Origin of the sequence: Commensalibacter sp. M0355 (genome assembly GCF_016101365.1) — a bacterium.
Lineage (GTDB): Bacteria > Pseudomonadota > Alphaproteobacteria > Acetobacterales > Acetobacteraceae > Commensalibacter > Commensalibacter melissae.
The window spans coordinates 55,313-79,919 of sequence record NZ_JACFQQ010000001.1 but is presented as its reverse complement, the minus strand read 5'-3'; the positions used below and the strand labels follow the sequence as shown (position 1 = coordinate 79,919).

At 37.8% G+C, this 24,607-nt stretch carries 27 protein-coding genes; 18 read left to right on the top strand and 9 right to left on the bottom strand.

All coding sequences use genetic code 11. The annotated features are described in order from the left end of the window. Positions 1-17 precede the first annotated feature (17 nt). Positions 18-1,307: a phosphopyruvate hydratase gene (gene eno / locus H3T44_RS00375; protein WP_155565487.1), complete on the bottom strand. Its 1,290-nt coding sequence runs from the start codon at positions 1,305-1,307 to the stop codon at positions 18-20. Positions 1,308-1,515: 208 nt separating this feature from the next. Here eno and H3T44_RS00370 point away from each other — a divergent pair, with 208 nt between their 5' ends. Beyond that, positions 1,516-1,992 (top strand): DUF3429 domain-containing protein, encoded by a 477-nt coding sequence (locus tag H3T44_RS00370; RefSeq protein WP_196424853.1) that lies wholly within the window; start codon positions 1,516-1,518, stop codon positions 1,990-1,992. On the opposite strand, the gene kdsA is transcribed toward H3T44_RS00370, so the two are convergent. The 4 genes from kdsA to tpiA are packed head-to-tail and all read right to left on the bottom strand — an operon-like array spanning position 1,973 to position 5,583. Beyond that, positions 1,973-2,809 carry a 3-deoxy-8-phosphooctulonate synthase gene (gene kdsA, locus H3T44_RS00365; protein WP_198195497.1) on the bottom strand — a complete coding sequence of 279 codons (837 nt, stop codon included), beginning with the start codon at positions 2,807-2,809 and terminating at the stop codon, positions 1,973-1,975. The genes H3T44_RS00370 and kdsA overlap by 20 nt on opposite strands. Next, positions 2,806-4,437 (bottom strand): CTP synthase, encoded by a 1,632-nt coding sequence (locus H3T44_RS00360; protein ID WP_198193154.1) that lies wholly within the window; start codon positions 4,435-4,437, stop codon positions 2,806-2,808. Before H3T44_RS00360 ends, kdsA begins: the two co-directional genes overlap by 4 nt. Positions 4,438-4,493: 56 nt before the next feature. Next, on the bottom strand, positions 4,494-4,787 hold the full coding sequence (gene secG, locus H3T44_RS00355; RefSeq protein WP_155580432.1) for a preprotein translocase subunit SecG: 294 nt from the start codon (positions 4,785-4,787) through the stop codon (positions 4,494-4,496). A 40-nt stretch (positions 4,788-4,827) separates the two neighbouring features. Beyond that, positions 4,828-5,583, bottom strand: a complete 756-nt coding sequence (tpiA, locus tag H3T44_RS00350; protein WP_198195496.1) for a triose-phosphate isomerase — start codon at positions 5,581-5,583, stop codon at positions 4,828-4,830. A gap of 210 nt (positions 5,584-5,793) precedes the next feature. Here tpiA and H3T44_RS00345 point away from each other — a divergent pair, with 210 nt between their 5' ends. The 8 genes from H3T44_RS00345 (at position 5,794) to H3T44_RS00310 (ending at position 13,941) form a co-directional block, all read left to right on the top strand. Beyond that, positions 5,794-7,716, top strand: coding sequence for a peptidylprolyl isomerase (locus tag H3T44_RS00345; RefSeq protein WP_198195495.1), 1,923 nt, complete (start codon positions 5,794-5,796; stop codon positions 7,714-7,716). A gap of 21 nt (positions 7,717-7,737) precedes the next feature. Then, a complete protein-coding gene (gene trpE, locus H3T44_RS00340) occupies positions 7,738-9,249 on the top strand; it encodes an anthranilate synthase component I (RefSeq protein WP_198185315.1) in 1,512 nt (503 codons plus the stop codon). A gap of 39 nt (positions 9,250-9,288) precedes the next feature. Next, positions 9,289-9,891, top strand: coding sequence for an aminodeoxychorismate/anthranilate synthase component II (locus tag H3T44_RS00335; protein ID WP_198195493.1), 603 nt, complete (start codon positions 9,289-9,291; stop codon positions 9,889-9,891). A gap of 2 nt (positions 9,892-9,893) precedes the next feature. Further along, positions 9,894-10,970 carry an anthranilate phosphoribosyltransferase gene (gene trpD, locus H3T44_RS00330; RefSeq protein ID WP_155565479.1) on the top strand — a complete coding sequence of 359 codons (1,077 nt, stop codon included), beginning with the start codon at positions 9,894-9,896 and terminating at the stop codon, positions 10,968-10,970. A 12-nt stretch (positions 10,971-10,982) separates the two neighbouring features. Next, a complete protein-coding gene (gene trpC / locus H3T44_RS00325) occupies positions 10,983-11,840 on the top strand; it encodes an indole-3-glycerol phosphate synthase TrpC (protein WP_122123602.1) in 858 nt (285 codons plus the stop codon). A gap of 56 nt (positions 11,841-11,896) precedes the next feature. Further along, positions 11,897-12,832 (top strand): lipoyl synthase, encoded by a 936-nt coding sequence (gene lipA, locus H3T44_RS00320; protein ID WP_198195491.1) that lies wholly within the window; start codon positions 11,897-11,899, stop codon positions 12,830-12,832. 40 nt (positions 12,833-12,872) lie between these two features. Continuing rightward, on the top strand, positions 12,873-13,307 hold the full coding sequence (locus tag H3T44_RS00315) for a type II toxin-antitoxin system RatA family toxin (RefSeq protein ID WP_110438018.1): 435 nt from the start codon (positions 12,873-12,875) through the stop codon (positions 13,305-13,307). Between the two features lie 187 nt (positions 13,308-13,494). Further along, on the top strand, positions 13,495-13,941 hold the full coding sequence (locus H3T44_RS00310; RefSeq protein ID WP_198195489.1) for a hypothetical protein: 447 nt from the start codon (positions 13,495-13,497) through the stop codon (positions 13,939-13,941). 67 nt (positions 13,942-14,008) lie between these two features. Here the strand turns inward: H3T44_RS00310 and H3T44_RS00305 are convergent, their stop codons facing one another. From H3T44_RS00305 to H3T44_RS00295, 3 genes are read right to left on the bottom strand one after another with little or no spacing between them, the layout of a single operon-like run. Then, positions 14,009-14,518: a CinA family protein gene (locus tag H3T44_RS00305; RefSeq protein WP_198195488.1), complete on the bottom strand. Its 510-nt coding sequence runs from the start codon at positions 14,516-14,518 to the stop codon at positions 14,009-14,011. Between the two features lie 34 nt (positions 14,519-14,552). Further along, on the bottom strand, positions 14,553-16,526 hold the full coding sequence (locus tag H3T44_RS00300; RefSeq protein WP_198195486.1) for a lytic transglycosylase domain-containing protein: 1,974 nt from the start codon (positions 16,524-16,526) through the stop codon (positions 14,553-14,555). 26 nt (positions 16,527-16,552) lie between these two features. After that, a complete protein-coding gene (locus tag H3T44_RS00295; protein WP_198195484.1) occupies positions 16,553-17,152 on the bottom strand; it encodes a YjbE family putative metal transport protein in 600 nt (199 codons plus the stop codon). Between the two features lie 124 nt (positions 17,153-17,276). Between H3T44_RS00295 and purB the strand changes: the two genes are divergently transcribed. The 9 genes from purB to H3T44_RS00250 all read left to right on the top strand — a co-directional run bounded on the left by purB (position 17,277) and on the right by H3T44_RS00250 (position 24,153). After that, a complete protein-coding gene (gene purB, locus H3T44_RS00290; protein WP_198195482.1) occupies positions 17,277-18,629 on the top strand; it encodes an adenylosuccinate lyase in 1,353 nt (450 codons plus the stop codon). A gap of 137 nt (positions 18,630-18,766) precedes the next feature. Continuing rightward, positions 18,767-19,537 carry a phosphoribosylaminoimidazolesuccinocarboxamide synthase gene (purC, locus tag H3T44_RS00285; RefSeq protein WP_110438012.1) on the top strand — a complete coding sequence of 257 codons (771 nt, stop codon included), beginning with the start codon at positions 18,767-18,769 and terminating at the stop codon, positions 19,535-19,537. Then, complete coding sequence (gene purS / locus H3T44_RS00280; protein WP_110438011.1) at positions 19,534-19,776, top strand: phosphoribosylformylglycinamidine synthase subunit PurS; 243 nt, start codon at positions 19,534-19,536, stop codon at positions 19,774-19,776. The genes purC and purS overlap by 4 nt, the downstream gene beginning before the upstream one ends. Further along, positions 19,773-20,174, top strand: coding sequence for a Rap1a/Tai family immunity protein (locus H3T44_RS00275; RefSeq protein ID WP_110438010.1), 402 nt, complete (start codon positions 19,773-19,775; stop codon positions 20,172-20,174). The genes purS and H3T44_RS00275 overlap by 4 nt, the downstream gene beginning before the upstream one ends. After that, complete coding sequence (gene purQ, locus H3T44_RS00270; RefSeq protein ID WP_198195480.1) at positions 20,174-20,872, top strand: phosphoribosylformylglycinamidine synthase subunit PurQ; 699 nt, start codon at positions 20,174-20,176, stop codon at positions 20,870-20,872. The genes H3T44_RS00275 and purQ overlap by 1 nt, the downstream gene beginning before the upstream one ends. Beyond that, the gene (purL, locus tag H3T44_RS00265; protein ID WP_198195478.1) at positions 20,872-23,082 is read left to right on the top strand and encodes a phosphoribosylformylglycinamidine synthase subunit PurL; all 2,211 of its coding nucleotides are present in this window, start codon (positions 20,872-20,874) and stop codon (positions 23,080-23,082) included. The genes purQ and purL overlap by 1 nt, the downstream gene beginning before the upstream one ends. A gap of 2 nt (positions 23,083-23,084) precedes the next feature. Then, entirely contained in the window at positions 23,085-23,312 is a 228-nt protein-coding gene (locus tag H3T44_RS00260) for a BolA/IbaG family iron-sulfur metabolism protein (RefSeq protein WP_110438007.1), read from the top strand. Between the two features lie 24 nt (positions 23,313-23,336). Then, positions 23,337-23,666 (top strand): Grx4 family monothiol glutaredoxin, encoded by a 330-nt coding sequence (gene grxD, locus H3T44_RS00255; RefSeq protein ID WP_198195476.1) that lies wholly within the window; start codon positions 23,337-23,339, stop codon positions 23,664-23,666. Between the two features lie 121 nt (positions 23,667-23,787). After that, entirely contained in the window at positions 23,788-24,153 is a 366-nt protein-coding gene (locus tag H3T44_RS00250) for a hypothetical protein (RefSeq protein WP_198195474.1), read from the top strand. Here H3T44_RS00250 and H3T44_RS00245 read toward each other — a convergent pair. Beyond that, positions 24,150-24,545 carry a YraN family protein gene (locus H3T44_RS00245; protein ID WP_198195472.1) on the bottom strand — a complete coding sequence of 132 codons (396 nt, stop codon included), beginning with the start codon at positions 24,543-24,545 and terminating at the stop codon, positions 24,150-24,152. The two genes, H3T44_RS00250 and H3T44_RS00245, sit on opposite strands and share 4 nt — an antisense overlap. Positions 24,546-24,607: the final 62 nt, after the last annotated feature.

Below are 24,607 nucleotides of genomic sequence, written 5' to 3'. Positions count from 1 at the left end.
TATCAATTGAAAAAGAATTACAAGGTTTCTAAAGCTCTAAAGGCGTTACGACCAGCATATTTGGCTGTATTTCCCAAATCTTCCTCAATTCTGATTAATTGATTATATTTTGCCATGCGGTCAGAACGGGAAAGGGAACCGGTTTTAATTTGTCCTGCATTGGTTGCAACAGCCAAATCAGCAATAGTAGCATCTTCAGTTTCACCAGAACGGTGGCTTACAACGGTTGTATAACCATGACGATGTGCCAATTCCATCGCCTTGAAAGTTTCAGATAATGTTCCGATTTGATTGACTTTAACCAACAATGAATTACCTACATGGGCTTTAATTCCCTTTGCAAGTCTTTCAGGATTGGTTACAAATAAATCATCGCCGACCAATTGGATTTTATTTCCCAGTTTTTGTGTTAATTCAGTCCATCCTTCCCAATCATCTTCAGCACATCCATCTTCTGCAGAAATAATCGGGAAACTGTTGCAAAGTTCGGCAATATAATCAACCATCTGACTGGAATTGAAAATTTTCCCTTCACCTGTCATATTATATTTACCGTCCTTGAAAAATTCTGAAGAGGCAAGATCTAGCGCCAAGGAAATCTCCTCACCAGCTTTGTATCCAGCTTTTTCAATAGCTTTTACGATATAGGACAATGCTTCATGTGCTGATTTGAGGTTAGGGGCAAATCCCCCTTCATCACCAACATTCGTGTTTAGTCCCGCTGCTTTAAGGTCTTTTTTCAATGCATTGAAAACTTCAGAACCCATGCGCACAGCTTCAGCAATTGAAGATGCCCCGTGAGGAACAATCATGAATTCTTGAATGTCGATAGGATTGTCGGCATGCTTACCACCATTCAGGATGTTCATCATTGGAACTGGAAGAATATGTGAATATGGAGAACCTATATAACGATATAATGGAAGACCCAATTCCTCTGCTGACGCCTTGGCAGCAGCCATTGAAACACCCAAAAGTGCATTAGCGCCAAGACGTCCTTTATTCGGAGTACCATCGAGTTCAATCATGGTTTGATCAATTTGTAACTGATCCAAGGATTCAAGACCAACGATTGCTTCGAATATTTCGCTATTGACGTTTTTAACAGCTGTTTGAACACCCTTGCCATTATAACGGTTTTTATCATTATCACGAAGTTCAACGGCTTCATGAACGCCGGTAGAAGCCCCGGATGGAACAGCGGCACGTCCAATAACGCCTGTTTCCAGTTCTACATCGACTTCAATTGTTGGGGTTCCGCGACTATCGAGGATTTCCCGAGCATGAATATCAACAATTGTACTCATTATTTAATCCTTACATTTTTATTTTTAATAAGAGTAAAAATTTGTATTTCCAAATCTATTTAACTAGATTGATAACTTAGTAAAATGCCAAGAATATTGGACATTTTGTTAAACATTACCAAGTATAATCAAGAAATGGTCAAATTGCCAGCTATTTACAATATTCAGCTAATTTTAAAAAAAATAATTGATCATTATGGAGAAATCTATGAATCGTATTCCCTTTATATTTTTTATTACAGGAATACTGTCGCCTTTACCCTTGTTCTTAATGACAATTTTCATTCTATTTTATCCTGCTTCTGTTTCAATTCAAAAATTGATAATTTCTTTTGTCAGTTATGCAGTAATTCTTTTGTCTTTCACTGGGGGAATAAACTGGATACTTGCAATGCAAAAACCAATTCTCTATTTGCAATCAGAGAGTGAGGAAATAAATAAAAAAAGAATGTTGCTGGCCATATCACCCTGCATTATAGGTGAAATAACAATTGTACTGACAATTTATAAATATGATCTGATCGCAATTTTTCTTTTGATATCAAGTTATATGCTATTATTCTCTTATGAGAAAAAAATTTATCTTTCCAGCGAGTTGCCAGGTGGATATTATTCAATTCGCTGGATATTGACAATCATGATTGAAGTTTGTTTGATAAGCGTTTTTATTGCCCGTCTGATTTAACAATTTGATCAATTTTAATCAAGGTTTTCATTAATGGGGCAACATCTTTTAAATGTAACATGTTTGGTCCATCGCTCGGGGCCTGATCTGGATTCTCATGCGTTTCAATAAACAGACCTGCAACTCCCACAGCAACAGCGGCTCTGGATAAATATGGAACAAATTCTCTCTGACCACCAGATGATCCTCCCATTCCACCGGGTTGCTGAACAGAATGGGTAGCGTCAAATATAACTGGATAGCCTGTTTGCGCCATTATAGGCAATCCCCGCATATCGCTAACCAGCGTGTTATATCCAAAAGATGTGCCACGATCGCATAGCAAAATATTTTCATTGCCTGTAGATGCTATTTTTTGGGCTACATTTTTCATGTCCCATGGTGCAAGAAACTGACCTTTTTTGACGTTGACAACTTTTCCAGTTTTCGCCGCAGCTATCAACAAATCCGTTTGTCTGCATAAAAAAGCAGGTATTTGCAATATATCTACAACTGATGCCACTTCCGCACATTGTTCTGGTAGATGAATATCAGTCAAAACAGGAATTTTCAACTTTGACTTTACCTCTTCAAGAATGGATAGACCCTTATCCATTCCTAGCCCTCTTTTCGTTTCAATACTGGTGCGATTAGCTTTATCAAAAGAACTTTTATAAACCAGCCCAATATTTAATTCCCGACAAATATTTTTTAAAATACCAGCCGTTTCAAGTGCATGATCTAGAGATTCAATTTGACAAGGACCCGCAATTAATATGAAAGGCAAATTATTTGCAAGTGTCAGGGATTGAACATTGACTGATTTATTCAGAATCATTTTGGAATGGCCTGTTCTGTTGCAGCTTTAATAAAGCTTGAAAAAAGAGGATGAGGTGAAAATGGCTTGGATTTGAGTTCGGGATGATACTGTACCGCAATAAACCAGGGATGGTCGGTATATTCTACGATTTCTGGCAAAACACCATCCGGAGAAAGTCCTGAAAATCTAAGGCCGGTTTTTTCAAGTTGATCTTTGTAATGAATGTTAACTTCATAACGATGACGATGCCGTTCTTGAATCTTGACATCTCCATAGATTTCGGCAACTTTTGAATTTGGGGTCAAAACAGCTTGATAAGATCCCAAACGCATTGTGCCTCCCATATTATTTCCTGAATATCGATGTTTGACCTGATCAGCATCAATCCATTCAGTTAAAATACCAATAAGAGGTTCATCCGTTGGTCCAAATTCAGAAGAGGAAGCATTTGTAAGATTTGCCAGATTACGGGCACATTCAATTACCGCCATTTGCATTCCAAAGCAAATACCAAGGAAAGGGATATTATGCTCCCTTGCATATTGTATGGCCTTGATTTTGCCTTCGCTGCCACGTTCACCAAATCCACCAGGAACCAGAATGGCATTTGCATTTTCAAAAAATCCGGAAAGATTATCCATTGTTTCAAGTTTTTGGGCTTCAATCCATTGCAAATTGACTTTAACCTTATTGGCAATTCCACCGTGAATTAACGCTTCAATGAGGGATTTGTAACTATCGAGCAAGGCAGTATATTTACCCACGATTGCAACATTAACCTCTGAACGAGGATGACGAATGGCATCGACAATTTCCTGCCATTTGCTCAAATCAGGTTCAGTTTGATATGGTAAATTGAAATGTTTCAATACTTCCGTATCAAGTCCTTCTTTATGATAGGCAATTGGACAGTCATAAATAGTGTCAACGTTTAAGGCGGGGACGACAGCTTCAGGTTTTACATTACAAAAATTCGCAATTTTTTGTCGTTCATTTTTGGGAATAGGGCGATCGCAACGACATAATAAAATTTGGGGTTGTATTCCAACATTCTGCAATTCTTTGACAGAATGCTGGGTAGGTTTTGTCTTAAGTTCACCCGCTGAAGCAATCCATGGTACAAGAGTGAGATGAATGAATAATGTATGATCTGTTCCGAGTTCATTTTTTAATTGTCGTATGGCTTCAAGAAAAGGAAGACTTTCAATATCACCGACTGTTCCCCCAATTTCAACCAACATGAAATCCACATCTCCAGAATTGTTAAGGATAACGGACTTGATCGCATTAGTAATATGGGGAATTACCTGAACGGTTGCGCCTAGATAGTCTCCACGTCTTTCGCGCATGATTACATCAGAATAAATACGACCGGTTGTTGCATTATCATTTTTAGTTGCATTGACTCCTGTAAAACGTTCGTAATGACCCAAATCCAGGTCGGTTTCAGCTCCATCATCCGTAACAAACACTTCCCCATGTTGGTAAGGGCTCATGGTACCCGGATCCACATTCAAATAGGGATCAAGTTTTCTCAGTCGGACAGAATAACCACGAGATTGCAATAAACTTGCCAAAGCGGCAGAGGCAATGCCTTTGCCTAATGAGGATACAACACCACCAGTAATGAATATATATCGTGTCATGCAGCTTTCTTTACACGGAGTAGCTTTTATAAGAGTTGAAGTAATTAAGGGAAAAACTATTTTTGGGGAATGTTTTTTTCATTGGGCACTGGTTGTGCAAGTATATCATTTGTTTTGGTCGAAGCCCCCTTGTTCATAACAGCCATTGTAATGCATAAGATCATAAAAATTGCTGCAAGAATCGCTGTAGTGCGAGTCAAAAGATTGGTTGTTCCTCGACCGGTCATAAATGCCCCCATGCCTTGACTGGTTCCAATACCTAATCCTCCACCTTCACTTCTTTGAATTAAAACAATTCCGATCAGTGCAAAGGTTACGATTATATGCAAAATTAATAGAGCAGTCATCATGGTGTATATATACTTTCACAATCGATAGGGATAATAATGATTAAGACCTAATAAATTCTTGAGCTATGTCAATTAATTTTATGAAATCATCAGGAACAATGCTGACACCTCCAACTAGAACACCGCCCAGTTCAGGAGTGGCATAAATATCCCTAACATTACCAGGTTTTACAGAACCCCCATATAATATAGATATTTTTTTACCATTTTCTCCATATTGAGCAACAAGTTTTTTGCGAATGAATTGAATCATTTCAGAAATCTGATCATTATTGGCTGTTAATCCGGTACCAATGGCCCAAATAGGTTCATAAGCGACTAACCCATTAAAATCTTGAGGTAGGGAACCTTTTAACTGTGCCTCTACAATTTTTTCTTGTTGGTTTGTTTCTCGTTCTTGTTTGGTTTCACCGATACATACAACAGGTAATAGCCCTTTGTTTTGTGCAGCGATTGTTTTTTTTAAAACCAGTTGATCACTCTCCTGATGATCTTTTCTCCGCTCAGAATGACCCAAAACAACGTATTTCACTCCAATATCCTGTAACATGGCAGGGGAAATATCACCCGTATGTGCACCTTTATCTTCAAAATGGCAATCCTGAGCACCAAGTCCAAAAGGGCTGCTTTCGATCATTTCTTTAACAAGTTGTAACTGGGTGAACGGTGGGCACACGACTGTCTTTGCAAAATTCTGATGATTTGTTGCATAGGTAAGCAAAGTTGAAACAATATGTTTTGCCTCTTGGGTTAATCCGTTCATTTTCCAATTACCAATAATAATCGGGCTGCTCATTTTAATATACTCCTTTGAATAAGGTAATGTTTGATAATCAGGATAGATAAGATATAAAGCTTATAGTATATAATGTGGATATGTTATGAAAGGATGTTTTTTAAAGCTGTTTATGAATAATATTTTCAAATGTTTTTGTGGATCAGTTTGGTCTTATCAATTATAGAATGATTCATTATCAATTAAAATAACGCGGTTGGGTTATATCACATGTTATCTCGGTTAAGGCATTTATTTATTGATTCCTGGTTTGGGCGAATTCTCGTCGCACTCATATTTATTGTATTTGTTGGATGGGGCGTCAGTGACATATTCATGAATGTCTGGAACAATGGCCTTAATGGTGATCCTAATGTTGTTGCCAAGGTTGGTGATAGAAAAATTTCTGTAATGGAATTGGATAACCTTTCCCAAAAGCAAATATACCAAGAGGCTATGAAAGAGGGATATTCGGATATTTCCCAAATTCCACCCATAGTTAAAAATATGACAATTAATCAAACGTTGCAGCAGCTGATTTTGCAAAATATTTTGATTAATAACGCTCATTCATTGGGGCTTAATGTTCCTGATACGGTGATTAGAGATACAATCTGGAATATGCCTGAATATCAAACAGATGGAAAATTTGATCGTGATAAATTCAATTTGCAGTTAAAAGCGGCAAATATATCCGAAAAATATTTTCTTTCCATGGTTCGGGATCAAATATCCATTCAAAACATGATTGATCCAATTGTATCGGGGGTTAAAGTTTCTGATAGTTTTGTGCAGCCCTATTATCAATTTTTGAATCAGACGCGAAAATTATCCTTTGTTTCAGTGCCATATAGTCATTTTCATTCAGGAGAAACGCCAAAGGAAGAAATATTGAAGCGTTATTATGACAATCACTTATGGGAATTTAAAATCCCTGAATATAGAAGGGTAAAAATTGTCATTTTATCGCCTGATACAATAGCCAAAAGTCTGGAGATTGATGATAAAAGTTTACATCAAGCCTATGAATACAAGAAAAAGCAATTTGTTCATTCTGAAGCCAGAAGTTTTCAAGTCTTGACTTTTAACCAGCAAAGTCAGGCGCAGACAGCATCTGTATATTGGCGTCATCAAAACAACTGGGAAAAAATACAGGAGTATGCGCATAATAATCAAGGAACGGCTTTGGAAATGACAGGTCTAGAAAAAACGGCAATTCCTCTGCCCGAACTGGGTAATGAGGTTTTTAATGCAAATCCTGAAACAGTGACAGAACCATTCAAAACAACTTTAGGTTGGTCGGTAGTTAAAGTAACCCGGATACTACCTTCCAAAATTGTTAGTTTTGAACAGGCCAAATCACAATTGAAAGCTGAAATTGCAAATGAACAAGCCAAACAGGAATTGGGAAGTCGTGTTTCCAAATTACAGAACATTTTGGCAGAAGGAAGTAGTCTTGATAAAATTACATCTGATATAGGTGCTGATGCAGTGGAAGGAACAATTAATGAACAGGGATTGACCCTTAATGGAGAACAGGCACCTATACCAGCAAGTGGAAAATTCAGACAGAATATGTTGATCAAAATTTTCTCAACTGCCAAAAATACCTATCCTTCTGTGATAGATGGCGGAAATAATTCATATTATGCATTTTTAATTGAGGATATATTGCCTGCTCATGAGGAACCTTATGATAAAGCAAAAAACAAGGTTATAAAAGCCTGGCAAAATGCAGATATTTATCATCAGGCAAATATTGCTGCTACAGACATATATAAAGCTGTTTTTGTTCAGAAAAAGAAACTTGAAGAAGTAAAGTCAGGTTTTCCCTTACAGTTAAGTCAGGGATTTACTAGACAAAAGCCAGCCCAGAATCTATCGCCAGTATTGCAGAATGCTGCTTTTTCAATGAAACTTGGTGATGTCACTATGATTGAATCAAATGATGGTTTTGTGGTGGCAAGTTTGAATTTGATTGAAACACCGCAATCGAAAAATGATCAGGACAACTACCAAATTTTGAAAGATAAATTAGCTCAGTCTTTACAAAACGATATTGAGGCTAGTTATGCATTATCATTAGAACAATCAAGTAAACCCACAATCAATAAAAAAGCGCTTGATGCGTTAATTGATCAGCTGAGCCATTAATTCAAAAGGGATTAAGATTTCGTGTTGAATGAAGATTTTCAGATTAATCAACAAAAAACAGTAATATATTCAATTAAATCTGCTGATTTACTGACCCCTGTTGCTGCGTTTTTAAGATTATCCGAATTGGTTGGAAAGAATCTGACCAATATTTTTTTGTTGGAAAGCGTGCAAGGAGGAATAAACAAAGCACGTTATTCCATTATTGGTTTATTTCCCGATTTGATATGGAAATCTATAGATGGAATTGCCTATATTAATCGAAATCCATCAGACAATGCGGAAAATTACATTAAGGAAAATAAAAAGCCTCTGGAATCTCTGCGTGCATTGATTTCTGAAAGCCAATTAGAAATTGATATGGATATTCCACCCATGGTTGGTGGGATCTTTGGATATTTGGGATATGATATGGTCAGACAGATGGAAGATCTGCCCAATCCTCCGGCTAATGATCTTCATTTGCCTGAAGGAATCATGATCAGACCTTCTGTTTTTGCAATTTTTGATGCCGTTAAGGACGAACTGATTTTGGCGGCACCTCTAAGGGATACGTCAGACAAAACAGAATTTCAGGCAAAAAAAAACTTGCAAAAAATTCAAGAAGCATTGGCTGAGCCTTTTCCTTTAGAGCAAAAAACTTCGAATATCAATCCATTAACATTACCAAAACCGCAATCAACATTAACCAAAGATCAGTTTAGGGATATTGTTCAAAATATCAAAAAATATATTTATGATGGTGATGTCTTTCAGGTTGTCCCCAGTCAACGTTTTTCTGTTCCTTTTGCTTTATCACCAGTATCATTATATCGTGCGTTAAGACGAATCAATCCGGCACCTTTCTTGTTTTGTCTTCAACTTGAAAATTTTGCCCTGGTTGGCTCGTCACCTGAGATTCTTGTCAGGTTGAGAGGTGGAAAAGTAACGGTTCGCCCCTTGGCGGGTACTCGTCCAAGAGGTAAAAGTTATGAAGAAGACCTCAAGTTAGAAAAAGAATTGTTGGCTGATAAAAAAGAATTGGCCGAACATCTTATGCTGATTGATTTGGGTCGGAATGATGTTGGGCGTGTCAGTGAAATTGGAAGTGTAAAAGTAACAGAAAAATTTGTTATTGAACGATTTAGCCATGTAATGCATATTTCATCAAATGTTGAAGGGAAATTGCGTAAAGGGCTAACCGCTCTGGATGCTTTGATTGCCGGTTTTCCAGCTGGAACATTGACGGGAGCACCCAAAATAAGAGCGATGGAAATTCTTGATGAGGTAGAACCAACACGCAGAACAACCTATGCCGGATGTATTGGCTATTTTGGAGCGGATGGAAGTATGGATACCTGTATAGGATTGCGAACAGCTCTCATTAAGGATCAGCACATGTATGTTCAAGCAGGGTGTGGGGTGGTTGCTGACAGCGATCCGGAAGCGGAATACCAAGAGACAAAACATAAGGCAAAAGCATTATTTCGTGCCGCTGAAGAGGCTTGGCGTTATACGTTTACCAACAAGAATTTTTCTAAAAAAGCAAATTAGTCATATGCTTTAATCAAATTTTTGGAATTCGAAGAAATCATGATTTTACTTATCGATAATTATGACAGTTTTACATATAATCTTGTCCAATATCTTGGTGATTTGGGATGTGACTGTCAGGTTTACAGAAATGATTCAATCTCTGTAAGTGAAGCCATATCATTAAAACCCGAGGCAATTGTTATCTCACCTGGCCCTTGTACACCTTCTGATGCAGGGATATGTTGTGAGTTGATTAAAAGTGCCGCATCAAGAATCCCCACTTTGGGTGTTTGTCTTGGACATCAGGCTATTGGGCAGGCATTTGGAGCCAAAATTATCAAGACAAATCCCATGCATGGAAAAATTTCTAAAATCAAACATGATGGAAAAGGAATATTTAAGAATTTGCACAATCCCCTAAAGGTAACTCGTTATCATTCTTTAATTATTGAAACGGAAAGTCTCCCTGATGATTTTAATTTAACGGCATTCACCGACGATCATATTTTAATGGCTTTGCAACATAAAAGATTTCCTTTATATGGAGTGCAATTTCATCCAGAAAGCATTGCTTCTGAACAAGGTCATGATTTATTGAAAAACTTCCTTTTTTTATCAAATGAATGGAATGAAAAAAAGTCATTGAAAAACAGGATTTAACTTTGTCTTTTACACATATTTTACAACAAGCCTTACAAGGACAAAAGTTTTCTACGGAAAAGTCCTATGAAATTTTCGAGCATATATTTTCTGGTAATGTTCCAAACGCTCAAATAGCGGCTTTTTTAATAATATTACGAATGCGGGGTGAAACGGTTGAAGAGCTTTTAGGGGCTGTTCAATCAATGCGTCAACGCATGCTGTCCATAAAACTGATTGATGATGAAACAATTGATGTATGTGGAACAGGCGGAGATGGACGCAGCACTTTGAATATTTCTACTGCTGTCAGTTTTGTTCTGGCCGCTCTTGGAATACCGGTTGCCAAACATGGAAATCGGGCACAGTCATCCAAAAGTGGTGGTGTTGATGTACTATCTGCTCTGGGTATTATGCCAGAGGATGATTTTGAAGTTATTGAAAATAATTTGCGTGATAATAAATTGGCTTTTTTATCAGCCTTTATTCATCATCCGGCTCTTAAAGAAATTAATATCGTACGTAAAGAACTTGGAATTCGGACTATATTTAATTTACTGGGTCCTTTATCCAATCCGGCAAATGTTTCATATCAAATGATTGGGGTATATCATGAAAAATGGTTGTATCCTCTAATCAAGGTCTTACAAAAACTGGGTTCAAAACGGGTATGGGCTGTTCATGGGTTTATTGATCCCAATAAATCCGAACACGGTGTTGATGAAATTACGTTGGCAGGACCATCAACGATACTGGCCCTGGAAAATAACAGGATTGTACCGGTTGATTTAACATTATCCACTATGGAAGCGGCCGGTCTGAGACATACCCCTCTTACAGAGATACAGGGTGGAACACCATCCGAAAATGCGAAGGCATTGCTGGATCTTCTTTATGGTGAAAAAGGTGCCTATCGTGACACAGTCTTGATAAATACCGCTATTGCGCTACATATTGTAAAAGGTTATTCTTTGATAAATTCACATGGTGAAATTGATCCTTGTATCTTGAAGAGACTTATAAACCAAGCGTCTGAAGCGATCGATAGCGGTAAAGCTTTATCAGTTCTTCGGGCCATACAAAATGAAAACCATTTTTAATTAGACAATATCATGAATGACGAAGAAAAATCCAATTCCGTATTGAATGCCATTTTGCAATCTGAAAATCATCCTTCTGATGTATTGGAGCGAATTTGTGCAAGAACAAGGGCCGAAGTTGCAAAAAGGGCTGAAATAAAATCCTTCAAGGATATTATTCGAGAAGCAAAAAATAAAAATACGCCTACTCGCGGTTTTGCTAAAATAATAAAAGACCAGGTGGCAAAAAAACAGATTGGATTAATTGCTGAATGTAAAAAAGCGTCTCCATCTGCAGGAATTATTCGTCCTGACTATGATCCGGCGATGATCGCGGTTCAATATGAAAATGCAGGAGCTTGTTGTTTATCTGTTTTGACAGAAAATGCATATTTTCATGGAAATAATGAGGATCTCAAAATTGCAAGAGATGCTTGTTCCCTTCCTGTTCTACGTAAAGATTTTATTCTTGAACCTTATCAAGTTTACGAAAGTCGCGTGATTGAAGCAGATTGCATCTTATTGATCATGGCCGCACTAAAAGATAAGGAAGCGGCCGCCTTACTGGAATTGGCTACATGTTTGGAGCTGGATGTGCTTGTAGAAGTACATGACAGGGAAGAATTGAACAGGGCGCTGGCATTGGATGTTTCTCTTATTGGCATCAATAATAGAAATTTGAAAACCCTGAAAACGGATATATCCATAACTCAACATCTTGCTCCATTGGTTCCTCCTGACCGTATTATTGTTTCAGAAAGTGGATTAAAAACGTTTGAGGATATTCAGGCTGTCCAGAAAGTTGGGGCTGGTGCAGTATTGGTGGGTGAAAGCCTATTATCACAAAAAAATGCAGGGGCAGCGGCCAGAAATCTATTAGGAATTAAATAAAATTGTTTTATGTTGTTTTGCGTATCTGTTTTTTACAATCGGGAATATGATATAAAATGACTGTAAAACGTATTGTAGTTCGTCATCAGACAGTTTTATCTGGTGAGAATATTGCGAAACTTCCTAAACCGGCGTGGATTAAAACAAGGATTAAACACAGTTCCAGTTTTAATGAAACGGATACCTTGCTTCAGAATTATAAACTAAATACCGTTTGTGCAGAGGCTGCTTGTCCAAATATTGGTGAATGCTGGTCAGAGGGTCACGCAACAGTAATGATTTTGGGAAGCATTTGCACAAGAGCATGTAAGTTCTGTAATGTTGCAACGGGAAAACCTGATCCAATTGATCATGATGAACCATCAAAAATTGCTGATATGGTTCAAAAATTAAAGTTGCGTCATGTTGTAATTACTTCTGTTGATCGTGATGATTTAAAAGATGGTGGGGCCTCCCATTTTGCAAATGTTATCAAGGCTATAAGAAATATTTCTTCAACTGTTACAATTGAAGTGCTGACACCTGATTTTCTTAGAAAAGATGGGGCGATGGCTGTTATCAGCGCAGCCAAACCCGATGTTTTCAACCATAATATGGAAACAGTTCCACGTTTATATCCATCCATTCGTCCAGGCGCTCGTTATTTTCAATCAATGAGAATTTTGCATGAGGCAAAAATACTGAATCCGTCCATATTCACAAAATCGGGGTTAATGCTTGGTCTGGGAGAAACAAAGGAAGAAATCATTCAGGTTATGGATGATTTAAGATGTGCTGAGGTAGATTTTTTAACATTGGGTCAATATTTACAACCCTCTTCCAAACATGCGCCTGTTGTGGAATATGTTCATCCTGATGAATTTAAAGAATTGGAAAAATTGGCTAAATCAAAAGGTTTCTTAATGGTAAGCGCTTCTCCTTTAACACGTTCATCCTATCATGCCGATGCAGATTTTACGGTATTGAAACGTAAACGGTATGCATTGCATTAAGCTGTTGTGTTTATAATAAAATATTCTGGAGTGATGATTGATGCCTACGCATACCGAACAACGTTTAATTAACCATACACCCGAACAAATGTTTGATCTGGTTGCCGCGGTTGATTTATACCCAGAATTTTTGCCTTGGTGTAACGGAGCGTATATTCGATATAAGGATAGTGAACTTTTACTCGCTGATTTAAAAGTCGGTTTTGGACCTTTTACCGAGGTTTTTGGTAGTCGTGTTGAGTTATATCGTCCTGATAAGATTGAAGTGACCTATGATCGGGGTCCCTTGAAATATTTAAGTAATCATTGGGTTTTCCTACCCGATGAAAAAGGATGCACAATTGATTTTTTTGTCGATTTCGAGTTCAAGTCAAAGCTAATGCAAAAAGCTATGGGGTTGATCTTTCATGAAGCGGTCCAAAAAATGGTTTCCGCTTTTATCAAGCGCGCCGATGATATCTATGCAACAGCATAATAATTTTTTATTATGGATGCCAGTTTAAGCCCATTATGAGGGATTATTTACTTTCCTGATTGTAGCTATTTAAACGATAATAAAGTATAATGAAACTGTGACTAATAACACAAATAAACATGAACTGATTTTTATTAATTAAAAATAAAAATTAAAATGTTGATTATATATATTAAAGGATAGAATCATGAATTCTACATTTAAATTATCTCTAATGGCTGCTGCTTTTGCCTTTGCTTTACCTGCAACTACAATGGCGGCAACGCATGGTCATCGTGCTTCTCATATTGCCAATCATAAAGTAAGACATGGTAAGTCTCATAAATCGAGACATCATCATTCTGCCTATAATCAAGATAAAGACAGCCAAAATCAAGCCACGCGTGATTTGAATGCCCGTAGCTTGCAGACTGCACAATCAGTAAATCGTGATCCAAACACTGGTGTACTTGCTCCACAAAGTCCAGCGGGTCAACAACCCTCAACACCTGTTGTGGGACAACCTCCTATGCAGTCCTCTCCCTCTGTAAATGGACCAATTAACGCTTCGGCACCTCCTGCAATGGGCGCACCTGTTGGACCCGCGAATGCGCAGGGTGCAGTCAATCCAAATAATATGCCTCCTGCGAATTAATTTTATATAAAATTGGTTTGTCAGCAGATCTTTTTAAAATGATCTGCTGATATAAGAAATAAAAAATCTATACCCAAGTAAAATGTTTTTTAATTAATACCAAAGCGTTTATGGTGGCCTGTAATCGAATTTCATTTCGATTACCGTAAAAATTGTTTTTTTGCACAACAGGCAGATGACCTGATTGTTTAAACGCTATCCAGACCAATCCTACAGGTTTACTAAAAGAACCACCATCTGGTCCCGCAATACCCGTTACTGAAACAGCACAATTGGCATTGGGTGTTTTTTTTAGTGCCCCCTGTACCATTTCTCTGGCAACTTGTTCGCTGACTGCACCAAATTGGTTAAGGCTGTTTTCTGAAACGTCCAGAATATTTTTTTTCATTTCATTGGAGTATGTGATCAGTCCACCCTCAATATAGTGCGAAGAACCCGCTAAATTGGTGAGACTAGAACAAATCAGGCCAGCTGTACAACTTTCAGCTGTGACAATTTTTAAAGGAAATTTTTGTGATAGCAAAGCGATATCCTGACAAAGCTTATCACATTTATTTTTCAATAATGTCATATTCATAAACAAATTCCCTTCATTGATAAACTAAGAGGCTCTATTTATTTATATTGGTTTGGTAAATCATTAGATTTTCCATTACATGCTGAACATAATTTCTTGTTTCGGTATATGGAATCATTTCAATCCAATCTATCATATCAGTATAAGTTTGTACTGAATTGTTTTCTGATGAATTTAACCAGTTTTTCACACGGTTGGGTCCAGCGTTATAACTCGCGATTGTGAAAATGAGATTATTATCAAATCTTTCCATCAATTTTGCTAGATAGGCGGTACCCAAACGAATATTGTTGTCAGCAACAATAAGATTGCTAGGGTTACCCATATTGAGGGGTATTTTTTTCTGATGACACAATTCACGAGCGGTTGAGGGAAGAAGCTGCATAAGACCATATGCATGGGCACGACTAACAATAACTGGATTAAAGCTACTTTCTTGGCGCATAATTGCCAAGGATAAACCCGAAGGCAATCCTTCGTTTGCAAGTGATTCATAAGGTCTTGGCCATCCATTTTTCAAAAATATATAACCCTTTGCTGCAGCTTGACGAGATATGGTTACAGCATTGTCCGGTAAATGTATCTGATTGGCATAATTTGCATTAATGATCTGATTTGCAATATCAAAATGTAATTTGTTATAGGCTGCTAAAAAAGGACGGGCATGATTATAATCACCCTGTTCAACCAAAATTTGAGCCGCTTGTATTAACTCATTGTTTTTAAAAAAAATATATTGAGAATTGGAAGAGGAAGCTTCCTTGATATTGGTAAGATATGTTTGAAGAATTTTTTGTAGAGAATTTGGATTTAATAGTAAATTCTGAACATTCAAATGGTGTAGTTGAGCAATGGAAAGCTGTCCATAGAATGTAACAGGATATTTAGAAGCCGCCCTCCATGCCTGATTTGCCTCATCGTTATTATTATTTGCTTGATAGGCACGTCCAAGCCAATAATATCCACGAGACTTAATTGATATGTTATTGGATTGAATTAATTTTTTAAAATAATCTATTGATTTTAAAGCATTATTCAGTTTTCTTAATTGTATCCACCCCCCCAAGAATATTTCATCTTGTTGACATGAGGATGGATTGCAACTGGCATCCGTAATTAATGAAGCCGCCTGTTTAATATTATTATTTTTCAAAAAATCACGAATAAGATTGTTTCGCTCTAACCAAAAACGTTTTTGGTTTGATTTCAATTCTTCATTTAATCCTGTAAACCGCCAATATTTCAAGGCTTCTTCTTTGCGGTTCTGTAACCGTAACCATCTTAGGCGATTGTATATTAGACTTGTATCATTTAAATCGGATTTTGAAAGTTTACTCAGGTAATTTTCCGCATCTAGTTGTTTTTTTCTAAACGCAAGACGTGCCAAAGCCAAATTGCTTTGTTCTGAAGTAAGATACTTAACCTGACGGGACGCTGCAAGTGCTAAACCCGCGTTTTCCAGCCTATCAAATCGGTTCCAATTGTCTTGTTTGGTGAAATATTGTTTATAAGCAGGTAAAATATCTTGTTCATCAGCAGGTAAATTGATGGAGAATATCCATGCTGATCGAGCTTTTTGAATTAATTCAGGTTTCACCTCAGTTTGTTGTGCACAAAATTTAAGAGCAGATGCCTTTTTTATGGGTTGAGTTTTACAAATGTTTGAAATGGCATTTTTATCTGTCTCATTCAAAAGTTGCTTTTGCATAAGGTCTAAGAGAACATTTTGATTGGGCCATGTCGGATTGTTGGTTATGAAATCAGCATAGGTTGTTGCTGAAAAGTCATTTGTCTGAAGTAATTGTAAGTATAGATTGAGCTTATCGTTTATTTTGAGATTTTTGCCGGTTTCGTGAGATAAAGAAACGGCCAGTTTTTGTGAAGGAGAGACATGACTGGATCTTGTTTGCACTGAATGACTCTGGCTGCAGCCAATAGATGATAAGGATATAAAAGTTAAAATTGAAATGAAAGGTATTTTACTTTTGTTATTAATCAAAAAACTCATTAAAATTATCCTTATAAGTCTAAAATTTAACCCAATAGATTGTATAGCTGCACACCACCTTTATAGATAAGTTCGATAGCAACACTTAAAATAACCAATGCACCGATCCATGCAAGCCATTTATAACGGTTCAATAATTTTGCGATATAGGAAGCAGCCATTCCCATCAAGGTAACGGACAGGAAAATTCCTCCCGCCATTAACCATAAATTGTTTCCTGCAGCACCTGCAACACCCAAAACATTATCGAGACTCATTGAAATATCCGCAATAATGATACTTCTTATGGATTTTTTTAAAGTATTATGAATCGGTGGGGTGATATTGTGTTTATCATGATTGGAATTTTTTATTCCATCGACTATCTCCCAGCAGACCCATAAAAGAAGGAAACCACCGATTAAATTCAGTCCCGGGATCTTTAGGAGATACTGTACAACAAGAGCAAACATTATCCGGATAATTGCGGCCGCTCCCAATCCCCAGAATATTGCTTTCTTTTTCTGACTTTCGGGCAATCCATTCACCGCCAGACCGATTGCAATGGCATTATCTGCGGCAAGCGTTATATCAAGCAGGATTATCCGAATAAGACCGATAAAAATGGAAAGGATATAATCAAGCATCGGGAATTAATTACTTTCATGATGATTTAACTTAATTTTATTCAAAATAAGGCTGGACGAATTATATAAAATCTATGATATAAACTTTTTTTAAGCTATCGGAAAGAAGAAAGGAAACCAGAGAATGATTCCACGTTATAGCCGTCCTGAAATGACTTCTATATGGGATGCTGAGAATCGTTATCGTATTTGGTTTGAAATTGAAGCTTTGGCTTGTGAAGCAATGTCGAATTATGGATATATCCCGGCGGATTCAGCAAAAAAAATTCGACAGAATGGGGATCACGCAATGGCCACATTCAATAAAGAGGATGTCCAGGCTATTGATGCAATCGAAGCCAAGGTTCGTCATGATGTTATCGCTTTTTTAACATGGTTGGCAGGAAAAATAGGGGAGGATAGTCGTTTTGTTCATTTGGGAATGACATCTTCGGATGTGTTGGATACATGTCTCTCTGTTCAGTTGACACAAGCTGCTGATCTTTTGATAAAAGATCTTGACCGAGTTCTTGAAGCTTTAAAGAAGCAGGCTTATGACCATAAATATACCATGACCATTGGTCGAAGCCATGGGATACATGCCGAACCACTAACATTTGGTTTGAAATTGGCTGGATATTATGCGGAATTTAAACGGAACAAGGAACGTTTGACCGTTGCCCGTAAGGAAATTGCCATTTGCGCCATATCTGGTGCCGTCGGTACCTATGCGCATATTGATCCACGGATCGAGGCTTATGTCGCCGAGCATTTAGGACTGCAAAAGGAACTCGTGTCAACACAGGTTATTCCTCGTGATCGGCATGCTGCCTTTTTTTCAACCTTGGCTATTATTGCAAGTTCTATTGAACGTCTAGCAATCGAGATAAGACATTTGCAACGCTCTGAAGTGCGTGAGGCGGAAGAATATTTCCATCCTGATCAAAAAGGGTCTTCCGCAATGCCTCATAAACGCAATCCCGTTTTATCAGAAAATTTAACAGGATTGGCAAGAATTGTAAGATCACATGTTATACCAGCACTTGAAAATGTAGCATTGTGGCATGAAAGAGATATCAGTCATTCTTCAGTGGAAAGAATGATTTGTCCTGATGGAACCGTAACTCTTGATTTTGCCTTGAATAGATTGGCAGGGGTAATGGAAAAACTGGTCGTTTATCCTGACCAAATGAAGGCAAATCTTGAAAGTCTTGGAGGTGTTGTTCATTCTGGTGAGGTATTGCTGGTATTGGCCAAGGCAGGTTTATCACGAGAGGCGGCCTATCGTATCGTTCAACGGTGTGCCATGGCTACCTGGACAAAATTGAATACAGCAGATGGAAAAACATTCAGGGAAAATCTGGAAAATGATCCGGAAATCATGGGGAAAATCAGTCCTGAGGTTCTGGATAAAGCCATGGATGGCAGTATGCATACAAAAAATCTTGATTATATTTATGCGAATGTTTTTGGTGAAACCGGGCCTGTACCAGAATAAACATTATTGAATAAAAGAGCTTGTAAATCCAGTAATTCTCGCAATATTATAGATTTAAGTTCATATAATATTTGCTTGTATTTCAAGTACTTATTATTTCAATTTATTTTAATCACATTGTAAAATTAAGGGACATAATGACCCGTCGGCGAAAAATTTATGAAGGTAAGGCAAAAATTCTTTACGAAGGACCTGAACCTGGAACAATTGTTCAATATTTTAAAGATGATGCAACGGCTGGTAACGGTGCAAAAAAGGGTACAATCACGGGGAAGGGTGTATTGAATAATCGCATAAGCGAATATTTGATGTTGCAGCTTGCTGAAATTAATATACCTACCCATTTTATCCGTCGTTTGAATATGCGGGAACAACTGGTGAAATCTGTTGAGATCATTCCCTTGGAAATTGTGGTCAGAAATGTTGCGGCGGGTAGTATTGTCAAACGTCTGGGATTGGATGAGGGGAAAAAACTTCCCCGTCCCATTGTCGAATATTATTTGAAAAATGATGAACTGAATGACCCACTGGTTCTGGAAGATCATATTACAACATTCAATTGGGCGACCTTGCAGGAAATGGATGAAATCGTAAGTTATACTTTACGTATCAATGATTTTCTCAGAGGATTGTTCGCGGGTATAGGAATCAAGCTGATCGATTTCAAGCTTGAATATGGACGTTTATGGAAAGATGATGAATTTCATATCGTTTTGGCAGATGAAATCTCACCTGATAATTGTCGTTTTTGGGATATGGCAAGTGGTGAAAAACTTGACAAGGATCGCTTCCGTCGTGATCTTGGTAAAGTGGAAGAAGCCTATCAGGAAATCGCCAAGCGATTGAAAATTATTCCTGAAAAAAATTTTGAGGTTATAGAAAGTAGCAATCCGGAGCATATGGAATGAAATTACGTTTGATTATTCAGTTGAAACAGGGTGTGCTCGATCCACAAGGTAAGGCGATTAACCATGCATTGCATAATCTGTCTTTTAATGAAGTAAAAGATGTACGCGTTGGACGTGTAGTCGATCTTGAATTATCTGAAATGTCAGTAAGTGAAGCCAAAAAAAAGGCAATAGAAATGGCTCAAAATTTATTGGCCAATAATGTTATCGAAGATTTTGAAGTCGAGGTTTTATCATGAGTATAGGTAAGAAAATATTATTTACTGTATCCGGTATCGCTTTGTTAATGGCTTGCGCAAATACAACAGTGCAGGCGCAAAGAGTGAGTAAAGTTAAAGCTGCCGATTTTCTGCAATTATGTCAAAAATCACAGACGGTTAGGGCATGTAATATTTATATTAGCGGTATTGCTGATTCTGTCGCATTTTCAAAAGTCTATGCCAAAAATGAAGGCGATCCCAAGGCACCGGCCGGTTTTTGCATTGATCCCTCCGTATCTGGCAATGAAATGCGTCAAAAAGTTATTGATTATATGAAGGCACATCCAGATCAATTGAACCAGCCAGCAGGAGCGACTGTCTTTAGTGCTTTGCATGAATCTTATCCATGTAAAAACGCATCTGTTGGGGTAAGGTAATGAAAATAGGTATCGTTGTTTTTCCAGGTACCAATCGTGAGCGAGATGTTGTGATTGCCTTTGAACAGGTAACGGGTGTAACTCCCGTTATCGTTTGGCATCGTGAAACAACTTTACCTTCTTTGGATATGATCGTTTTGCCTGGTGGATTTAGTTATGGGGATTATTTGCGTTGTGGTGCAATGGCGGCACATTCACCAATAATGAGAGAAATCTGTGATTTTGCGAATAAAGGGGGATATATTCTTGGAATTTGTAATGGTTTTCAGATTTTGACCGAGGCCAAATTACTTCCCGGTGCTTTGCTACCGAATGCAAGCCTGAGATTTTTATCTCGTGATTGTCATTTAAAGATTGAACGAAATGATACCGCTTTTACATGCGGGTGGAATAAAGGTGATGTTTTCAAGACAGCAACTGCGCATGGAGATGGAAATTATTTTTGTGATTCAGAAACCTTAACACAGCTTGAAGGAGAGGGACAGATTGCCTTCAGATATAGCTCAGCAAATGGAATTGTAAATCCGGAAGATAGACAGTTAAACCCAAATGGCAGCATTAATGCCATAGCTGGTATTGTAAGTTTGAATGGAAGAATCTGTGGAATGATGCCTCACCCTGAAGATATGGTGAATCCCTTAATGGGAAGTGAAGATGGAAAACCTTTATTCCAGGGTATTATGGAGACCTTGGCTTGATGAGTAAGATACAAAAATTGGTTGTAAATGAAGCTTTGGCAAAACAGTTCGGTTTATCTGCTGATGAATATCAGAAAGTCCTGTCTATCATGGGGCGTACACCCAGCCTGACCGAATTGGGTATTTTTTCGGTCATGTGGTCAGAACATTGCTCTTATAAATCTTCCCGTGCATGGTTAAGAAATCTTCCGACAAAAGCTCCATGGGTTATTCACGGTCCAGGTGAGAATGCTGGTGTTGTCGATATTGGCGAGGGTTTGGCGGCGGTTTTTAAAATGGAAAGCCATAATCATCCCTCTTTTATTGAACCTTATCAAGGTGCGGCAACAGGTGTTGGCGGTATCTTGCGTGATGTGTTTACCATGGGTGCACGACCGATTGCCAACCTGAACGCTTTACGATTTGGTAGCCCCGATAATCCCCAGACTCGTCATATTGTGGATGGAGTGGTTCGGGGTATCGGAGGATATGGAAATTGTGTAGGTGTTCCTACAGTCGGTGGAGAAGCCAATTTTCATGAAAGTTATAACGGCAATCCGCTTGTCAATGCAATGACGGTTGGAATTGCAAGAAAAGACCGTATATTTTTATCAGCTGCAGCTGGGGTAGGTAACCCTGTAATTTATGTTGGTTCCAAAACGGGTCGTGATGGCATTCATGGGGCAACAATGGCTTCTGCGGAATTTGATGAGGATTCAGCATCAAAGCGGCCTACCGTCCAGGTTGGAGATCCATTTGTTGAAAAATTGCTGATTGAGGCCTGTCTAGAATTAATGGCAACGGATGCCATTGTTGCCATCCAAGATATGGGCGCTGCTGGTCTGACCTCATCGGCTGTGGAAATGGCCGGAAAAGGTGGTGTCGGTATTGAGCTGAATTTGGATCACGTTCCGCAACGTGAAGACCAGATGACAGCATATGAAATGATGCTTTCCGAAAGTCAGGAAAGAATGCTGATGGTCTTGCGTGCAGATCGAACGGAGATTGCCAAGCAAATTTTCGAAAAATGGGAGTTGGATTTTGCTATTATTGGACATCTGACGGATACGGGACGTATTGTTATCAAACATCATAACCAGACAGAAGCTGATATTCCCCTTGCACCCTTGGCTGATGAGGCACCACTTTATAAACGACCATCCTCCAATTATCCTGCACCACAACCTATCGCGCCTTTAAATATTACTATCGATATTGAAAAATCCGTCATAAAATTGCTGGGTTGTGCTGATTTGGCATCCCGTTCCTGGATATGGGATCAATATGACAGCACGATTGGCGGTCAGACAGTCTATCGTCCAGGACAAGGTGATGCAGCGGTGGTAAAGGTTGATGGTCATCATTTAGGTCTTGCGTTAACAACAGACTGTACACCCCGTTACTGTCAAGCCGATGCATATCAGGGTGGAGCACAGGCTGTTGCCGAAGCATGGCGCAACATCACCGCAGTAGGTGCCAAACCACTGGCAATAACCGATAATTTAAATTTTGGTAATCCGGAAAAACCTGAAATAATGGGACAGATTATTGCTGCTATTGAAGGTATGAAAGATGCCTGTAACGCACTAGATTTTCCTGTTGTCAGTGGAAATGTTTCACTTTACAATGAAACACGTAATGCACAAAATGAAAATGTTTCAGTATTGCCTACACCTGCCATTGGTGGTTTAGGTGTTATTGAAGATATTTCAAAATCAGTGGGTAACGCTTTACAGAAAAATTACAAACTTGTTCTAATCGGTAAGACGGAAGGTCATTTGGGTCAAACACTATGGCTCAGGGAAATTATGGGACAAGAGGCAGGTTACCCACCACCTGTTGATTTAAATACCGAACGTCTCAATGGTGATTTTGTTCGCACCATTATTAACCATGGACTAGTTGCAGCTTGTCATGATGTATCTGATGGTGGTCTTCTTATTTCAATTGCTGAAATGGCAATGGCAGGAAATACCGGTTGCACGCTTGATGTTCCTGAAAGTGGTATGCGACCAGAAGCCTATTGGTTTGGTGAAGATCAGGGACGTTATATTGTCATGACTTCTGATGCCGATTTAATTATATCAAAAGCAAAAGAACAGGGTGTTGCTGCAAGATTAATAGGGTATACTGGTGGGGATAGCCTTGTCATGCCATCAGGTGCCATGATTACAATTGCAAGAATGAAAGCTGCGTCCAAGTCCTTCTTTGAAAATTTAATGAAAGTTTAAAGATGAATATTTCAGAAATTAAAGATCGCTTAGTCGAAGTATTTCCTGATGCTATTATTGATGTTGGTGCATTGAAAAATGATGGAAGACATTTCTATTGCAAGATCAGCGCTAAAGAATTTGATGGATTAAGCAAAGTTCAGCAACATCAGCTTGTCTATAAGGCATTGGAAAATTATATGGATAAAGATTTACATGCCTTGGCTTTACAAACGTCTGTATTAAAATAATCTAATCAAGGAATTATACAATAAATGAGTAATCCGTTATTTCAACAAATCCAAAAAGAAATCGATAACAATCCTGTTGTTCTTTTCATGAAGGGTACAGCAGACTTTCCAAGTTGCGGTTTTTCTGCAAAAGTGGTTCATATTCTTTCTGATATGGGCGTTTCCTTCAAGGATGTAAATATTCTTGAAAATGATGAATTAAGGCAGGGATTAAAGGAGTTTTCCAGTTGGCCAACTTTTCCTCAGCTTTATGTCAAGGGAAAGCTTGTCGGTGGTTGTGATATTATTCGCGAGATGTATGCCACTGGCGAATTGAAAACCCTTTTTCAGGATGAAAATATTATCAGCAAGTAAATAGTAGAATTTTTACAACGCAAGAATAAAAATTCTATTTTATTTCTTTTTATTCTTGCTAAATTATCCTTTAATGTGTTTCTTGATATCTAGGTTGTATTTGGTTTAAGGGTCTGGGATAATGATAAAAAATGTAAAAAAAACTTTTTATTGGGTTTTAGGGATTACAATATTAGGATGTTCAACGCCTTCTTTTGTTAAGGCACAACATATTGTTACGGAATCGGAAGCTGGTAAGTTAACCCTTGCATCCCTTACGGCTGCACCTATAGTACATCATTACCGTCCTGTCAAACGTACTGTGAGAAAATCAAGACATCCAATGTTAAGGAATGTTGCCTATCACACGAGTTCAAAAAAAAGTTATTCATCATTGGTTCATAAAATTTCCTACAGACAAAAAAATCTAGGAAAAATGAGGGTAAGAAACGCTCTATATAATGTTTCATCCCATAAAAAATCTAAAGCTCGTCGTCATCGTAGCTAATAAGCGGTAATATTTTCAAGATGTTCAATTCGATTTTGAGAATCTAGTATAATATAATCAAATTGAACATTGTTGATATTATTCATGTTATATGTTTTAAGATAACAATTCGCGGAATTAATCAATCTTTGTTTTTGTCTATTAGTAAGAGCGAAAAGAGCTTTACGCAAGGTTTTTCTTTTTTTTATTTCCACAAACAATATATAGTCAGCACGTTGTGCAATTAAATCAATTTCTCCAAATGGACAGCGGTATCTTTGATTCAATATGTTCCAGTCAAGTTTTTTTAAATAGCTCGCTACTTTTTCTTCAGCAAATAATCCAGCAGAATAATTTTTATTGGTGAAAGAATAAGAATTAAAATCGTTTTGACGATTACTAAATTTGATCATAATTAAAACATAACATAATTAAAATAGAATAAAAATATATGTTGTTAATTATTTGGAATGGA

Bases quoted from the DNA above. Each gene is read 5' to 3' on its own strand.
- H3T44_RS00310 (WP_198195489.1), top strand. From the start codon at position 13,495: ATGAATTCTACATTTAAATTATCTCTAATGGCTGCTGCTTTTGCCTTT.
- H3T44_RS00370 (WP_196424853.1), top strand. From the start codon at position 1,516: ATGAATCGTATTCCCTTTATATTTTTTATTACAGGAATACTGTCGCCT.
- tpiA (WP_198195496.1), bottom strand. From the start codon at position 5,583: ATGAGCAGCCCGATTATTATTGGTAATTGGAAAATGAACGGATTAACC.
- kdsA (WP_198195497.1), bottom strand. From the start codon at position 2,809: ATGATTCTGAATAAATCAGTCAATGTTCAATCCCTGACACTTGCAAAT.
- purC (WP_110438012.1), top strand. From the start codon at position 18,767: ATGACCCGTCGGCGAAAAATTTATGAAGGTAAGGCAAAAATTCTTTAC.
- H3T44_RS00275 (WP_110438010.1), top strand. From the start codon at position 19,773: ATGAGTATAGGTAAGAAAATATTATTTACTGTATCCGGTATCGCTTTG.
- H3T44_RS00305 (WP_198195488.1), bottom strand. From the start codon at position 14,518: ATGAATATGACATTATTGAAAAATAAATGTGATAAGCTTTGTCAGGAT.
- secG (WP_155580432.1), bottom strand. From the start codon at position 4,787: ATGATGACTGCTCTATTAATTTTGCATATAATCGTAACCTTTGCACTG.
- purL (WP_198195478.1), top strand. From the start codon at position 20,872: ATGAGTAAGATACAAAAATTGGTTGTAAATGAAGCTTTGGCAAAACAG.
- purS (WP_110438011.1), top strand. From the start codon at position 19,534: ATGAAATTACGTTTGATTATTCAGTTGAAACAGGGTGTGCTCGATCCA.
- H3T44_RS00260 (WP_110438007.1), top strand. From the start codon at position 23,085: ATGAATATTTCAGAAATTAAAGATCGCTTAGTCGAAGTATTTCCTGAT.
- grxD (WP_198195476.1), top strand. From the start codon at position 23,337: ATGAGTAATCCGTTATTTCAACAAATCCAAAAAGAAATCGATAACAAT.
- H3T44_RS00250 (WP_198195474.1), top strand. From the start codon at position 23,788: ATGATAAAAAATGTAAAAAAAACTTTTTATTGGGTTTTAGGGATTACA.
- eno (WP_155565487.1), bottom strand. From the start codon at position 1,307: ATGAGTACAATTGTTGATATTCATGCTCGGGAAATCCTCGATAGTCGC.
- H3T44_RS00295 (WP_198195484.1), bottom strand. From the start codon at position 17,152: ATGCTTGATTATATCCTTTCCATTTTTATCGGTCTTATTCGGATAATC.
- H3T44_RS00360 (WP_198193154.1), bottom strand. From the start codon at position 4,437: ATGACACGATATATATTCATTACTGGTGGTGTTGTATCCTCATTAGGC.
- purQ (WP_198195480.1), top strand. From the start codon at position 20,174: ATGAAAATAGGTATCGTTGTTTTTCCAGGTACCAATCGTGAGCGAGAT.
- H3T44_RS00245 (WP_198195472.1), bottom strand. From the start codon at position 24,545: ATGATCAAATTTAGTAATCGTCAAAACGATTTTAATTCTTATTCTTTC.
- trpC (WP_122123602.1), top strand. From the start codon at position 10,983: ATGAATGACGAAGAAAAATCCAATTCCGTATTGAATGCCATTTTGCAA.
- purB (WP_198195482.1), top strand. From the start codon at position 17,277: ATGATTCCACGTTATAGCCGTCCTGAAATGACTTCTATATGGGATGCT.
- H3T44_RS00300 (WP_198195486.1), bottom strand. From the start codon at position 16,526: ATGAGTTTTTTGATTAATAACAAAAGTAAAATACCTTTCATTTCAATT.
- H3T44_RS00345 (WP_198195495.1), top strand. From the start codon at position 5,794: ATGTTATCTCGGTTAAGGCATTTATTTATTGATTCCTGGTTTGGGCGA.
- H3T44_RS00315 (WP_110438018.1), top strand. From the start codon at position 12,873: ATGCCTACGCATACCGAACAACGTTTAATTAACCATACACCCGAACAA.
- H3T44_RS00335 (WP_198195493.1), top strand. From the start codon at position 9,289: ATGATTTTACTTATCGATAATTATGACAGTTTTACATATAATCTTGTC.
- lipA (WP_198195491.1), top strand. From the start codon at position 11,897: ATGACTGTAAAACGTATTGTAGTTCGTCATCAGACAGTTTTATCTGGT.